The 14,355-nt window shown below is 57.9% G+C and carries 12 protein-coding genes; 2 read left to right on the top strand and 10 right to left on the bottom strand.

Annotated elements, in window-relative coordinates; all coding sequences use genetic code 11:
* From HUW35_RS13570 to HUW35_RS13535, 8 genes are read right to left on the bottom strand one after another with little or no spacing between them, the layout of a single operon-like run.
* The gene (locus tag HUW35_RS13570) at positions 1-1,104 is read right to left on the bottom strand and encodes an ABC transporter ATP-binding protein (protein ID WP_181252810.1); all 1,104 of its coding nucleotides are present in this window, start codon (positions 1,102-1,104) and stop codon (positions 1-3) included.
* 39 nt (positions 1,105-1,143) lie between these two features.
* A complete protein-coding gene (locus HUW35_RS13565) occupies positions 1,144-2,793 on the bottom strand; it encodes an FAD-dependent oxidoreductase (protein ID WP_181252809.1) in 1,650 nt (549 codons plus the stop codon).
* A complete protein-coding gene (locus HUW35_RS13560) occupies positions 2,790-4,340 on the bottom strand; it encodes a DUF4127 family protein (RefSeq protein ID WP_181252808.1) in 1,551 nt (516 codons plus the stop codon). The genes HUW35_RS13565 and HUW35_RS13560 overlap by 4 nt, the downstream gene beginning before the upstream one ends.
* Positions 4,327-6,966: a glycoside hydrolase family 38 gene (locus HUW35_RS13555; protein ID WP_181252807.1), complete on the bottom strand. Its 2,640-nt coding sequence runs from the start codon at positions 6,964-6,966 to the stop codon at positions 4,327-4,329. The genes HUW35_RS13560 and HUW35_RS13555 overlap by 14 nt, the downstream gene beginning before the upstream one ends.
* A gap of 16 nt (positions 6,967-6,982) precedes the next feature.
* Positions 6,983-7,810, bottom strand: a complete 828-nt coding sequence (locus HUW35_RS13550; RefSeq protein ID WP_181252806.1) for a carbohydrate ABC transporter permease — start codon at positions 7,808-7,810, stop codon at positions 6,983-6,985.
* Positions 7,810-8,769, bottom strand: coding sequence for a carbohydrate ABC transporter permease (locus tag HUW35_RS13545; protein ID WP_255463299.1), 960 nt, complete (start codon positions 8,767-8,769; stop codon positions 7,810-7,812). Before HUW35_RS13545 ends, HUW35_RS13550 begins: the two co-directional genes overlap by 1 nt.
* On the bottom strand, positions 8,756-9,700 hold the full coding sequence (locus tag HUW35_RS13540; RefSeq protein ID WP_181252805.1) for an ROK family protein: 945 nt from the start codon (positions 9,698-9,700) through the stop codon (positions 8,756-8,758). Before HUW35_RS13540 ends, HUW35_RS13545 begins: the two co-directional genes overlap by 14 nt.
* On the bottom strand, positions 9,693-10,979 hold the full coding sequence (locus tag HUW35_RS13535) for a sugar ABC transporter substrate-binding protein (protein WP_181252804.1): 1,287 nt from the start codon (positions 10,977-10,979) through the stop codon (positions 9,693-9,695). Before HUW35_RS13535 ends, HUW35_RS13540 begins: the two co-directional genes overlap by 8 nt.
* Positions 10,980-11,122: 143 nt before the next feature.
* On the opposite strand from HUW35_RS13535, the gene HUW35_RS13530 reads away from it, so the two are divergent.
* Entirely contained in the window at positions 11,123-11,857 is a 735-nt protein-coding gene (locus tag HUW35_RS13530; RefSeq protein ID WP_181252803.1) for a GntR family transcriptional regulator, read from the top strand.
* The gene (locus HUW35_RS13525; RefSeq protein ID WP_181252802.1) at positions 11,857-12,612 is read left to right on the top strand and encodes an N-acetylmannosamine-6-phosphate 2-epimerase; all 756 of its coding nucleotides are present in this window, start codon (positions 11,857-11,859) and stop codon (positions 12,610-12,612) included. Before HUW35_RS13530 ends, HUW35_RS13525 begins: the two co-directional genes overlap by 1 nt.
* Positions 12,613-12,665: 53 nt before the next feature.
* Here the strand turns inward: HUW35_RS13525 and HUW35_RS13520 are convergent, their stop codons facing one another.
* Both HUW35_RS13520 and HUW35_RS13515 read right to left on the bottom strand, forming a co-directional pair.
* The gene (locus HUW35_RS13520; protein WP_181252801.1) at positions 12,666-13,403 is read right to left on the bottom strand and encodes a phosphodiester glycosidase family protein; all 738 of its coding nucleotides are present in this window, start codon (positions 13,401-13,403) and stop codon (positions 12,666-12,668) included.
* Positions 13,404-13,789: 386 nt separating this feature from the next.
* Positions 13,790-14,035, bottom strand: a complete 246-nt coding sequence (locus HUW35_RS13515) for a DUF6482 family protein (protein ID WP_181252800.1) — start codon at positions 14,033-14,035, stop codon at positions 13,790-13,792.
* Between the last annotated feature and the right edge of the window lie 320 nt (positions 14,036-14,355).

The raw sequence follows: 14,355 nt of genomic DNA, 5'->3' as shown, positions 1-14,355 counted from the left end.
TTAGGCAGCCTCGTCAGTTTTTTCGGCTTTTCGTGGAGACACGGAGAGACCTTTCGCGTCGAACAGATAGGCATCTGCCCCATCGAAACCAATCCCGACCTTATCGCCAACGCGAGGCAACGGCAGTGCCTGTGTCTGCACACACACATCCCGCCCTTCAACCAGACAGTAGACGAAACTGATGGAGCCCAGCTGCTCCACCGCGCGCACTTGGCCCTGCAGTGGGCCTGTACTGTTCATCACCAGATGCTCCGGGCGCAGCCCCAGGGTCAGCGACGCCGCACCCGCTGAGAAATGCCCGCTCACCGGCAGATCAAACTGTGTGCCCCCCAGTTGCAAAGTCACTGTCCCGCCGGATTGCGACACCGCATGTGCAGACAGAAAGTTCATTTTCGGGGAACCGATAAAACCGGCCACGAATTGATTGGCCGGGTTGGTGTACAGCGACATGGGTGCGCCCACCTGCTCAATGCGGCCATCGCGCAACACTACGATCCGGTCCGCCAGAGTCATCGCTTCGGTCTGGTCATGGGTGACGTAAATCATGGTGGCACCGAGGCGCCGGTGCAGATCCGCAATCTCAGTACGCATTTTTACCCGCAACTCCGCGTCGAGATTTGACAGCGGTTCGTCGAACAGAAAAACATCTGGATCCTGTACCAGCGCGCGACCAATTGCGACGCGCTGGCACTGGCCACCGGACAGCTCGCCAGGCTTGCGTTTCAGGTAGGGCTCCAGTTGCAATACCTCGCTGGCACGCGCGACCTGTTGCTGTACCTCGGCCTTGGGCACACCGCGCATGCGCATACCGAAGCTCAGGTTCTGCTCCGCAGTCATGTGTGGGTAAAGTGCATAGGACTGGAACACCATGGCCACCTGACGCTGGCTGGGTGGTAGCCCTGTAACGTCCCGCCCACCGATATGTACCTGCCCTTCACTGACGGCTTCCAGACCCGCGATCATGCGCAGTAATGTGGACTTGCCACAGCCGGAAGGGCCGACAAAAACCACAAGCTCTCCTCGCTGGATTTGCAGGTCCACACCATGAATAGTCTGGGTGTTGCCAAATCGTTTTTTGACTGCAGTCAGTTTTAAGTCTGCCATGGGCAACCTCTGAAATACGTTACGTAAATTTTTATTGGATCAGGTGTTATTCGCAGCCAGCGGATCTCCCGGCCAGTGCACGGGCACCCCCTGCTCCTGTACAAAACTCTGAAACTGAGTTGTCAGTGCAGCACTTTCGTAAATGCCTGCGGGCGCAGCGCCGGTGACCAGACTGTGCGCAGCCAACAACCCCGCCACCTCACCGATCAGCCACTCGATGGGGTGCACGCGTGTGGCTGCATTGACCAGATGGGTGACACCAATGTTCTTGCAAGCCGGCAGCAGATTGTCGACATCCGCTGGAATAAATATCCCCAGCGGCAGTTCGAATGGCCGCACCACCGCATTGCTGCCCATGCCCGAAACACAAGTTGGGTGAATATCCATGTTGTACAGCCCGATACCCACGCTGTTGCGGCAGGTTGCCGGATGCCAGTCGTCAGTGTCATTTTCGTACAGCAGGATGTCGCGTTGGCTCAGTGTCTGCAGGCCGACAATCCGGCGCGACTCGCGTACATAGACCTGCTGTGCAAAGCCATCGCTGGTACCGAGGAGCCCCTCCACCAGTGCCAGCTCCGGAAAGCCATAGCCTTGCTCGCCTATGCACTCGCGGGGTGCTTCTGTCTGCAACCAGTGCACAAAACAACGGGTTAGCGCCTTGGCCGCCTCGGCCACTTCCCGTTCGCTTCGTACTTCGCCATCCAGCAGCGGATGAAGCGCGTAATCATTCTGCGCCCAGTTGATCAGGCTGACATCGGTAACCGTTTCACCCTGCCAGTTGTGGGCGGCAATAATGCGGCGGTACCGCCATAAATCCAGTGTCGGATCCCGGGGTTCTCCGGCCATTGCGGCCGCAGAGAAAAATGGCAGGCGCACCGCACTGAAACCTTCATGCCCGGGAATATGATCGGAAAACAGCGGGTAGTTATAGTTCGGCAAAATATGCGCGCGCCAGAAATCGTATTCCGGCGGCCTGGGCACCGGTGTCACCGGCGTTGTCTGCCAGCGCAGGGCACACACAAAAGTGACCGGCTGCTGATCACAGGAGTCCGCGTGCTCCGGTGCCTGCGGCTCATCGAATTCGCTACGGGACTCTTTTCCCAACCGGTAAGGGAGATCCGCCAGAGCCAGCAGGGAGCCAGTATCGGTAGCATCGAGAAAGTAGTCCGCACGTACTTCGGTGCAACCAATCCGATCGCGCACGCCCTGCAGGGTGACAGACACGATTGTTCGGTCATTGCGCAACGCGGCCGCTGGCCGCACCGCTTCCAGCAAGATAAGCGCGCCGCTATCCACATAGGGTTGCAGCAGATCGCGGAAGTACCGTTCGGCAACCGCGGGCTCAAAACAGAGTCGGCTTACCCAGCCGTCGCCCGGATTGCAGCCCTCGGTCATCGCCGTGTTATCGACAAACCTATCCTGCGCCTTATAGTGAGCACGCACGGCTTTGCGGAAAGCCATATAGCTGGCGGATGCGCCAAACGACTCAATGTAACGATGCTCGTCAGGAGGTACCGCCTGACTCGTCATCTGCCCACCAATCCAGGGAAATTCGCTCGTCAGAACGGTTTTCACTCCCGCGCGGCACAACTGCCAGGCCGCCATCACACCGCCAAGACTGGCGCCGACGACGGCTGCCTGGGCGTCGACCCGGGCAGTAGAGGTTACTGCTGTGCGTGCGCGACTCATACCGCACACTCCACGGCACCAGCGGTAACCAGTGAAGTGCGCAGGCCGATCTCGAAGCTGCGGCTCCAGGGAAAATAGACGCTCTCCAGCGATACAGAAGCAAAACCCTGCTGTTGCAGCCATTGCCGTGCGGTAGCGACATAAACCTGCTCCAATGCGAGTCTGTCGCCATCGTCGAGGCCGCGTTCCTGTTGCACGGCTCGCAGGGCCTGGCGCAGGCGGGACTGATATAGATAATCGTCCAGCAGTCGAGTCGCCAGCAGGTGTTGGTTATAGGCTTTCTGCTCGGCGCATTCCTGCTCACCCATACCGGCGCACAACTGGGCGACAAGACTACCGACACTGTTACTGGCGGTATTCCACCCGCTGTACGCCTGCAGGTCAGCGAGCCCCGCTCCCGGTGTCTCCTCCAACGCGGCGACCAAATCCGGATCTCCGCCGTTGGCATAGGCAAGATCCAGTAGCGCGACCGGCCGACGCTTTTCTTTCAAGTCCTGTTTCAGTTGCGCAACCCAGTGGGCATCCAGGCCAAGATCTTCCCCCAGGGGGTACTGCATTGCCCAGTCGCCCTGCATGGCGCCGCGACAGTGCACGGCAATCACTACATCCGCCGCGGGTTCGTCTGCGACCAGCTCAGCGCCCGCCGCGTGAATCTGGCAGCGAATGGACTCCATGACCGGGCGATCTTCGTAGCGCGCCACCATGGAAGCCAGCGCCCCGGGGTGATGTGGCCGCAGCGCCACCCGCAGGGCGGCAACCCTGCCGGATTTCCGCTGCTCGAGCGTTTGCAGCTGGTGCACCAACAAGGTGTAAATTACTTCGTCCGCGCCCGGATATATCAGTATGGAATGTTGCAGATTCCTTTCCGCGACCCACTGCTGCAGTTGCCGGCGCTCTGCGATATTGAAACCGTATTCTGCGGTGTCATCCTGCGGCAGAATCAAGCGGTCAATAATGCCGCGCTCCACCAGCGCCAAGACTTCCCGGGTAACGCCAAAGTTGCGCGCGCGGGTATCCAGGTAATCCCGCTGAATTTCTTTCGGGATACGGCTTTTGGCAATTGCAGCCCGCTCCTGGTCCTGTGTATTCCCGGTGCAGGCGTAGCGATCACTGTGAAACGACCAGGCCCAGATATCGGTGCCATACTGGGCCCAGTAGCGTTTTTCCTCTTCGTTTTCATTGTTATTGGACATGCGCATGGTGGCGCAAAAGCCGTAGAGGGGTTTATCCGGATAGCTTGCCTTTAACCCGGTCAGAAGTCCTAGGCGCGCAGTCAATGCTTGCTGACTGTCCGCGATAAAACGGCTGGGCACCAACCCGCCATAAATCAGCATATCCAGGGAGAAAATAAATCCGTCAACGGCATCTGCATGCTGCGCTACCCAACTTGCCAGCAGATTCCGGTCTGCGGCGTCTCGAAAATGGCCGAGGGACTGCACCGGCGGGCACAGCACTTCGCAGTTGGCAATGCGCGCGACCATCTGTACCTGCTCGCGGGTCACGGGCCGGCCATCAACCGGAAGTGCCAGAATTTTATATTTGGCCATGCTGTACCTCCGAGCTCGGGTCAGTTGTCACCAGCCTGTCATAGGGGAATACGAAGGTGGCTATCTGATGGGGAGCGACAAGTGCAGCAGCGTCAACGGTCTTATCCACCTGTCCGGAGAGATCCACCCGCGTGAAAACATCGCAATTGAATGTTGCGCTCACGGCGTTTGGCATCGGGTTCCAAACCCGTAATTCCAGTACGGGTACCCCTTCCCTCACGGCGTAGCGCAGGCTGCTGACCTGCAACTCGGGCGCAGTGAGCTGCAAATTGGGCAGCGGGCCGGGCCCGCTGCCTCGCAGCAGTGACACAGGCTTGCGCCAGCAGTCCGCGCGCTGCAGCAGCGATGGTGGCTCTGGCTGCTGGAGAGTAAACGCGAAGTGGAACTGGTGGGAGCGCAGACACTGGGCTTCCGGCGTCGGCAGATCGGGCCCGGCGCCCAGCCCCCGGGTTTTCAGATCGCGACGGGACAGCCAGCCAACACTGCGGATTAATGTGATGGCGAGACAGTCTTCATGTTCTGCAGCGACGATTTCCGCCTCCTGCAGGCCGCGATGCACGAAGCCAATGGGGCCGGCACTTACCGCTGAGTAGCTGGGGATTACTGCCACTGGCGATTCCTGCTGGCCGCTGACCTGTGCCCCATCGCTATAGGTTTTCTCACGCTCGACCCAGTGGAACGCACTGTCGGCCCAGGAGTGCGCCACGGTTTGGCCGGTGGACAATTGCAAGCGCAGTCGCTGATCACGTGCGCGATTGTCCCAGTCCAGCTGTGCGTCGATATAGTCATCGCCCGGCATCAGGCGCAATTGCAGTTCACCCTCGCTTTCGATCCACTCGGGAGAGACACTCCGGTCGCGTTCGAGCCCCGCGGGCTGACGTAAACGCAGGCGCAAAACCAGGGTGTGCACCGCGTGCGCGGCATCCGCTGCCGTATGCGTTTGCGCTTCACAGGACAGAATGTCTGCGCGGTATCGATGCGTATCCACCGGAGAGAAGTTATAGGTATCCCCCCCATCCAGCTCGCTGACCAGCGATAGCGCGTCGTCATAGCGGCGACCACTGCGCCTGTCCTCTATGATCAGCTGGTTGTCGTTGACCGAGAGGCGATAGAAGGCATTCTCGATTACACGCGCCTCTCGCACACGGCCGTTTCCAAAACTGGCTTCACGGGCAACGTCGTGTACTTCGCAGGACAGCATCTGCATGCCCTCAAGCACCACATTGACCGCAACGGTATAGCGGTGACCGGCGATCAGATCCGGGAAATCATCAAGCGGGGACTGGAATTCCCTGCTGGACTCCCGCGCGACCAAAATCGATGTCAGCCTATCGCCGGCGGCAGTTTTTACTACCAGATCTTCTCGCACTTCGCCACGCAGGAAGACCGAGAACAACTGCCAGCCGGCACGCGGCTTGGGCGACGGATTAAACAGGGTGAAACGACGATCGTCGGCAAACGGATCAGGGGCACTGTGATCACGGTGGAAGCTGACCCGGTCATTGCACATACCCAGCGCCAATTGGGCCTGCTGCATCAGTGCATCCAGTCGCTGGTGCAACTGGGAAAAGCGCATTTCCATTTCACGATGCACCTCGTCAACGCTGCAACCGCAGATGGAATCGTGGGCATGCTGTTCTATCAGAAGCTGCCAGCTCTGCTCCAGATAGCACTGCGGGTAACCCTGGGCCTGCTCCAGGACCGGTGCAGCCAGCGCCAGCAGCGGTTCCACGAGGCCGATAAATTGGTCTTCCAGTGACTGGTTTTGAGCCTTGAGATATTGCCGTGTGGAGAGCACATCCGGGAGGACGAACGCCGACTGATTATCCCGCAATTCACCGGTAACCGTGGGCAGATCGGTACCCGCATGCGCAGCGTGCACACCCCGGATGTACGCTTCCAGGCTGCGCTGGGTAAGACGGAAATCTTCCTGCTCGGCATTGTAGGCTTCGACCTTCTGTTGCAGGTTTTCAATAGTCAGCAGGTGATCCCCTCCCTGAGTCAGCAACAACTCACCACCGCCGCTGCGATTGACGATTTTCTCCAGGTAGCGGTTCAGGGCATCGCGCCAGTCCGCTGTATTGAAAGGGTGCTGGTAGTATCCCTCCGTCAAAAATATGGTAAAAACACGACTGCCATCCGGCGCCAACCATTCAATTTCTGACTGTGGCGCCTCGATACCGCGCCAGGCCACTGCGTTGTCGATACCAAAGCCGCGCAGGATTTGCGGCATTTGCGCGATATGTCCAAAGGTATCCGGCAGGTAACCTACCGCCTGGCAGCGGCCGTGAGTGGCCGCCCGCACCATCCCCATTTCCAGGTTGCGCACCAGTGACTCGCCAGCACACAGGAACTCATCGGCCATGATGTACCAGGGCCCGATCACTATGCGTCCCGACTGCACATGCGAGCGTACCCGCTCCGCTAGCGCTGGTTCGGCGTGTGCATAGAAATCTTCAATCGCCGAAACCTGACCGTCGAAAAGAAAGCTTTTCAGTGCTCCGCTGTCCAGCTGCTCCACAACCTGCTGCATGACCCGAAGCAGGCGCGCGAGAAAGGTCTGATGAGGGTAATACCACTCCCGATCCCAGTGGGTCTGCACCACTACCGCGACATCTTTGGTCATGTGATGACTCCCACGCTTATCCTTTCACCGCACCACGCATGGCGCCTTCAATAAAATATTTCTGGCTGAACAGAAATACCGCCAGTATCGGCAATATGGAAAATACGGCCCCAGCCGCCACCAGGCGCCAGTCCATGGAAAATGTGTTGGCCAAGCGATTTACACCCAGCGGGAGGGTGTAGTAAGCCGGGTCATCCAGAATAATCAGCGGCCACAGGAAATCGCCCCACACCGCAATAAAGCTGAACACGGCCAGAGTGGCCAGGGAGGGCTTGACCAGGGGTACCAATACATACCACCAGATCTGAATGCGGTTCAGCCCTTCCAGCAGTGCGGATTCCTCCAACGCCTTGGGGATACCCTGAAATGCCTGGCGCATAAGGAACACACCAAACGCCGTACAGGCGTGTGGCAACACTAGCCCCAGATAAGAGTTTTGCAGTCCAAGCGAGATGGCGATGTTGTATACCGGAATCATTAACAGCTGGAATGGAATCATCATCGAGCTGAGCAAAACCAAAAAGATCAGATTTTTTCCACGAAATTCCATACGCGCCAGCGGATAAGCCGCGAGTGATGCAAAAACCAGGTTGGCGGTAACCGACAACAACGCCACCAGGACACTGTTTTTCAGGTACACAACGAACGGCTGGGTCTCCAGCACGCGGCTAAAGTTTTCCAGCGTCGGCTGCTCCGGAAACAGCGATGGCGGATAGGCAAAAATATTTTCACTACCGGACTTGAGCGCAGTGGACAGCAGCCACAAAAATGGCCCCATGGTGAGCAATGCTACACACAGCAGGCCCGCATAACGCAACGCAGTCGCGACAGGAGATGTTCTCATCAATCCTTCCTCAGCAGAAACAGATTGGCCAGGGACAGGACCAGCGTGAGCAGGAAGAGCACCACGCCGGCCGCGGCGGCATAGCCCATTTCAAATTCCTCAAACGCACTCTGGTAAATGAAATACACCAGTGTCTTGGTGCTATCCAGCGGACCGCCCTGGGTCATTACATACACTTCCTCGAAGACTTTCATCGCGGCAATGGAAGACATCACCGCCACTACCGCTATCGACGGCTTTAACAACGGAATGGTGATGAACAGGGTCTGGCGCCACTTGGAGACGCCCTCCACTTCCGCCGCCTCGTACAAGTGGCGCGGGATAGACTGGAGGCCGGCCAGGTAGATCACCATGTAATAACCTAGCCCCGTCCACACGGTTACCGCCATCACAGAGAAGAGCGCATTGGCAGGATCGGTGAGAAACGCAACCGGGTCATCGGTGATGCCGGTGCTCAGCAGGAAATAATTAAGGATGCCCTGCTCTTCATACACCCACTTCCAGATCAGGCCGGTAACCACAAGTGATGTAATCACTGGTAGATAAAACACCGCACGGAACAACTTGATGCCCGGCAGCGATCGGTTCACCAGCAATGCGAGAAAAATGGGGGCTATCACCAGTACCGGTACAACCACGAGCAGATACAACAAAGTGTTTTTCAGGCTGTTCCAGAAGAAGGGGTCTTGCAGCAACATCCGGTAGTTGTCGGCCCCCACAAACCGCGACTCGGTAATCATGTTGTAGTCAGTGAGGCTCGCCATGATGGCGTGCAGCATGGGATAGAGAACAAAGGCTCCGATAATCGCGCAGGCCGGCAACAGAAACAGGTAAGGTACCAACGGGGAAAGTCCCCCGGCGGCTTTTGGTAGGCGTAGTTTTCGCAAGCGGTCCCAGGGAGCGCCTGCCCCGCGCAGTTTTTCGGTGATCTCGCCGCGACTGACCTCATTTGTCCGCATTGGTATCCACTCCAGAAATCGCCACCGCTTTAATCAAGGCACCAGCACCGTAAATGCCGGCATCATTATTCAGCTGCGCAGGCCGCACGTCTGTGGGCAGGCCTGTGTGCCCGCACTTTTCCTGCAGGCGCGGCCACCATTGCTCGCGCGCCTCTACCAAACCACCACCGATGAGCACCACCTCGGGGTCCAGCGCCCAGTACACTTGCTCCAGCGCCATCGCGAGATAGCCGCAAAAGCGATCGAGCCCCAACAGTGCCTGAGTATCCCCGGCGGCCGCCTGCTCCAATACCTCACGGCCATTGGCGTACACGCAGGCACCGGTACGGCTCGCCACATTGGCCAACCCGGTTCCGGACACCAGCGCTTCCAGCGGGCAAAATGCCCCCAGCTGCCAGGGGTCGGGTACGGGCATACGCCCGAAATGTCCAGCCACCGAGTGGGCACCGCCGACGATAGCACCCGCCTCAGCGATGGCCCCGCCGAGGCCGGTACCCAGTGTCAACATAACGACGCGACCGGTGGCCAACTCGGGACTCGCGTTGAGTTCACCCAGCAGTGCGCACTTCACGTCATTTTCCACGGCCACCGGTACGCAAAAGCGCGCCTGCAACCAGGCCGCCAGCTCAGTGCCACGCCACCCCGGGATCGCCTCGGTCGAATCCAGAACGACACCGCGGCGCGCGTCGACGACCCCGGCAGTGGATATACCAATGCCGGTGACCGATGCATCCGCAGCGTGCTGCGCCAGCCATTCGAGGGCACGCTCGACTGCGAAAGCCAGAGCCTTGAGCGCACTCTCTCTCCCGGCACCGGCCTCACTGGCCAGTTCCGTTTTGAACAGTGGCCGCAGTGTGGGGCCAAACGCCGCTACGCGGATCTTGGTACCACCAAGGTCAGCGGCGATGTACACGGGCACAGACTTACTCATTGCCGCGCCCTGCGGTGTGACCTGTTCTATCGCGCGCCTGAAGAAATAGCCTCCATGTATCACTGGTTCGCTCAATAGCCTCCTCAGCACTCAGCCTGCCCACCATGGCGGACTGCAAATTGAACACGAAACTGTTTTTCAGCTTGCTGTACTTGGGCAGCGGCGGCACCAGCACGGCACCAGTCAATACCTGGCGCGCGGAGATCGCTCGCGCCCGGTCTACGAGACTCGGGTTTTCCGGCAACTGGAAAAAAGGATCCTGATAGCTTTCTACCGTGGACGGCAGCAAGGGAATACGCCGCGCGAGGGCCATCTGGTTATGGTGGCTGGTGACGAAGGTGGCAAACTCGAACGCCAACTCTTTATGAGCGGATATTTTTGGCACCGCCAGATTCATGACCGCCACATTGCTTTTACTGGCAGGGTTCTTTATCTGGGGAGCCACATCTACGCTAGCATAGAGCGCCGGAGCATTGGTTTTGATGGACTGCAGAAACTGCATACCGGTGGTAATGAGGGCCACCTGGCCGGACTGAAACAAATCCACCGCTTTGCGGTGCCCTTCCGTCAGCACATTCTTCGGAATCAAGCCCCGCTGGTACAAATCACGGTTAAACCGGAAAAAGGCCAGGCCCTGCGCGTTGTCAAATCCAGCGGACGTACCCTCCTCGGACAGTAAAGGCACCCCCATCGCCGCCAGGTTCTCAAGTGGACGACTACCGTCCAGCGCTGGGAAATACGCATATTTACCCAACCGTTGCTGTAACTGTCTCGCAGCGGACAACAACTCCGTATAGTTCGTGGGCACACGAACGTCCGCCTGCTCCAGCAATGTGCGGTTGTAGATAGTGATGGTGGTAGAGAGATACCAGGGAATCGCGAAGGACTCCCCTTCAAAACGGTTGGCATTCCAAATATTTGGGAGGTACTCCGCAACGGCCTGCGCACTCAAGTAGCGCTCTGGGTTGGCCAACGCACCGAACTCTGCCAGCTTGGCGGCGAACTGAGGGTTGAGGTTAACCACATCGGGCGCAGTACCCGCCGCTACCGAGGCCAACACCTTTTTTTCCATTTCCTTCCAGGGCACATCGACCCATTTCACTTGCACACCCGGATTCTCGCGCTCGAATTCGTCGATCAGGCCAATAACGTACTCGTCGTGAAATGGCGACAGCTGCATGGTCCAGAACTGGATCTGCGTTTTGCTGGCAGCGGCGGCACTGCTCCCCAGCAGGGCGAGCGGCAGGGCAATGAGCAGCTTCCAGAGGATGATTTTCATTATTAGACCCCCTTTACATTGGTACGACCTTATCGGAGAAAATTTCCAAAATCAAACCATTTGGTATAATATCTAGCGAGTATGACCATCTATCCGCACAAAAAAATACCAATTGGACGATTAGCATTCGGAGGGGTTTGCTTATGGCGATGACTCGCAAGCAGCAGCGGTTGCACCAGCAGCTACTGGATCTTATCGACCAACAAACTCCGGGCGCGCGCCTCCCCGGCGAGCGCGAGCTGGCGGAACTCACTCAGGTTTCCCGTGACACCCTGCGCCGAGCCCTCAAATACCTGGAGGAGCTGAAGCACATTGAAATTCGCCAAGGCGCCGGTATTTTTGTGCTCGCCAAACCGCTGGCCAACCAGCTCAAACTGATGTCATTCAGTGAAGAGATGCAGCAGCTTGGCCTGAAGCCCTCCAACAAACTGCTGTTCAATGATGTAATCCAGGCCGATGTGAAAATGGCCAGCAAGATGAACCTGGCCCCAGGCGCAGAGCTATTCCTGATCCGCCGCTTGCGACTCGCTGATGGCTGCCCAGTAGCCATCGAACGGGTTTACCTGCCAAAAGCGATTTTCCCGGACCTGGCCATTCAGGAATTGCATACCAGCTCACTGTATGACCTGTTACACCGGCAATATGAAATCGTCGTGGACCAGGCCAAGCAACAGATCAGCGCCACCGTGGTAGACGAAGAGGAGGCAGAGCAATTGCAGATTCCAACCTTCAGCCCCGCACTACTTGCCGAACGCACGGTGTATGACGAACAGGGTCGGATTATCGAGCTGGCCAAAAGTCTCTACCGTGCCGATCGCTACCGCTTCAATGTTCTGGTACAGCGCAATGGCACACGCCTGGCCACGGTATATGAATAATGACAAGCACCACTCTGCACCCGCTAGAGGCCATTGACCGCAAACTCACCAGCGGACTGATTGTTTCCTGCCAGCCCGTAGACCGCGGCCCGATGGACAATGACGATACGGTGGTGCGTCTGGCAAAAGCCGCCCTCGCCGGCGGTGCCGAAGGGTTGCGCATCGAGGGCGCCGCGCGCCTGGCCAGGGTTCGACATGCGCTTCCCGATGTACCGATTGTCGGTATCGTAAAACGGGATCTACCAGGCAGCCCGGTGCGAATCACCCCACTAGTGGAAGATGTCCACGCCCTGGCCGATGCCGGCGCCGATATCATTGCAGTCGATGGCACGAACCGCGCTCGCCCCACTCCAGTAATTACCCTGATCGCCGAGATCAGACGGCTCGGAAAAATCGCCATGGGGGATTGCAGTTGTTTGCGCGATGCGGAGGAAGTGTATGCGGCAGGCGCGGCGATCGTCGGCACTACGCTGTCCGGCTATACGGGCGGTCCGGTACCAGCGGATCCGGACTTTGCATTTCTGCACGCTCTGTGCGCGCGCTTTCCCCGCGTCATGGCGGAAGGGCGTTTCAACACCCCCTCACACTGCGCAGAAGCGCGAAAAATAGGCGCCTGGGCGGTTACCGTGGGCACTGCGATTACTCGCACGGAAGTGGTGACCGAGTGGTTTGCCTCGGCCATGTGGCCCCACGAACAAAGTCCGGTGCCAGAATACCCTCCGGGTAGCTCGGAACCATTCGACGTAAGCACATGATGATTCTCTGCACAAAGTGAACTCTCCCGCTGTTACCGAGGTTGCTCACTTACTTACTGCGGTGCCCGGACCGCAAATACCACCGGCACAGCCCTCTGCTGATCCAGGATTGCCCGCCCCTCCACATACATGGCAGATGAGCCGCCACCATCCAGGTTCATCGCTTCAACACAGCCCAACCCGAGTAATTTTTGCGGCATTGCGTCCAGACGTATCCCTTCATTGACATACAAAACAAGAGTGTCCTCACGCGTGATACAAATGGCCGTGCGCGGCCGTACATCGTCGAGCACCACCCCCGAGCCCCAGAAAATTTCTTCGTCGTAACTTATTGCTGCCAGGCCACCCTTTAGTAAACGCGGGCCGCCGCCGATCGCCCAATCGGGATTGATCGTGGTGCCCAGGATATCCTCCGGTGGCTTCAGTGGCTCCGCCTGATTTTCCTGGTAAGGCATCGGCTGGGAAAACTCTCGCAAAGAGCCAGCATCATCCAGCCCCACCCAGCCGATTTTCACCTCACCTTCAGCGCTTGCCCACACAGCACTGCGCAAAACCGGGAAAGACTGATTGTTGCGAGTGACGGCAGCCACGTTGTCCGCCAAGCGCTCGCCATTCACCACAACCAGTGACAGTGGCGTGTTGCTATAAAAATACCCACCATTTACGACGGCAGTGATACCCGCCTGATTTGCCCACTCCACCATGGGTAGAGAAGTAGAGTTAAGACAGGGAGTAAGAAACTTCCGCACATCCGCCATGGACAGAGTAACCGCGTGCCCACCATCTTCCATACTGGCAAACCTACCCCCCCCAGAAAGTTGCCGGGCCGCACCACCAAGTTCGAATCCTGGGCTGTTACCAGTGCCACACTCCGCAAGAATAAACCCCGGCAGCATTGCCATCAGCAATGCCCATAGGCGGAAACCAACTGCCAGCACGATGCGCCCCCAAATTCTGATATTCGCGACTTATCATGACGCGCCTGCAATTAGAAATAAACGCGGGTCCCATCGGATTGCCCGATAGGGTGAAAAATGGATTTACAGGGCAATACGAAATTTGGACCGCGCCCTCACAGGACTGGGGACGCGATACATTAAAGAAAGGGCCAACGGGGCAGGACACCTGGACACGGCGACAGGGAACGGCGGCTGCCGCCGCCAGCTAATTTTGCCAGTTACCAGTGCAACTGAACTTTCAACGGCGAAGTCTCATCTTCTAGCCCGCACATTTCTTCGTACGGGGTCAGCTGCTCCAACCAAACTTCCTCGAGTTTGTGGCTGTGAAAATGATCGCGGATCTCTTCCAGGCAATGGAACCGGTGAGGTCTATCCTTCCTGTCGGTCAAGAGCTGCCTGCCATTCTCATCTACGGCCTCAACGAGATAAAACTGTCCCTCCAGGGAAAGAATATGTAGATTCATGTTACCTCCTTCGGCACGCACTGCCAGCATGACCTCTTACCAGCTTAAGATGGCGGCAGTAGAACGGGAAATAACCGTTTTCTACCAATTTCACCTTATTGCACGCGAGGCTTCCCAGGCCCCGTCCCCATTGCCCTTTGCCCCCGTTATTGCGCATTCGACCATTCAGTCTCGCGGCGTACCCGATAGTGGTTTGCAAGCCGCTTTGGTATCCTTGCGCGCTTGTGCCATTCGCCCACTACGGGACGCTCCTGTCCCGTCCCCGGCCCCGGAGGCCGGCACAGAAAAACAAATAACCCACTGTTTTATAAAGATTTTTT

The organism is Microbulbifer sp. YPW1 (assembly GCF_013367775.1).
GTDB lineage: Bacteria > Pseudomonadota > Gammaproteobacteria > Pseudomonadales > Cellvibrionaceae > Microbulbifer.
The sequence above is the reverse complement of the archived record's forward strand: the minus strand, read 5'-3'. Positions and strand labels throughout refer to the sequence as shown.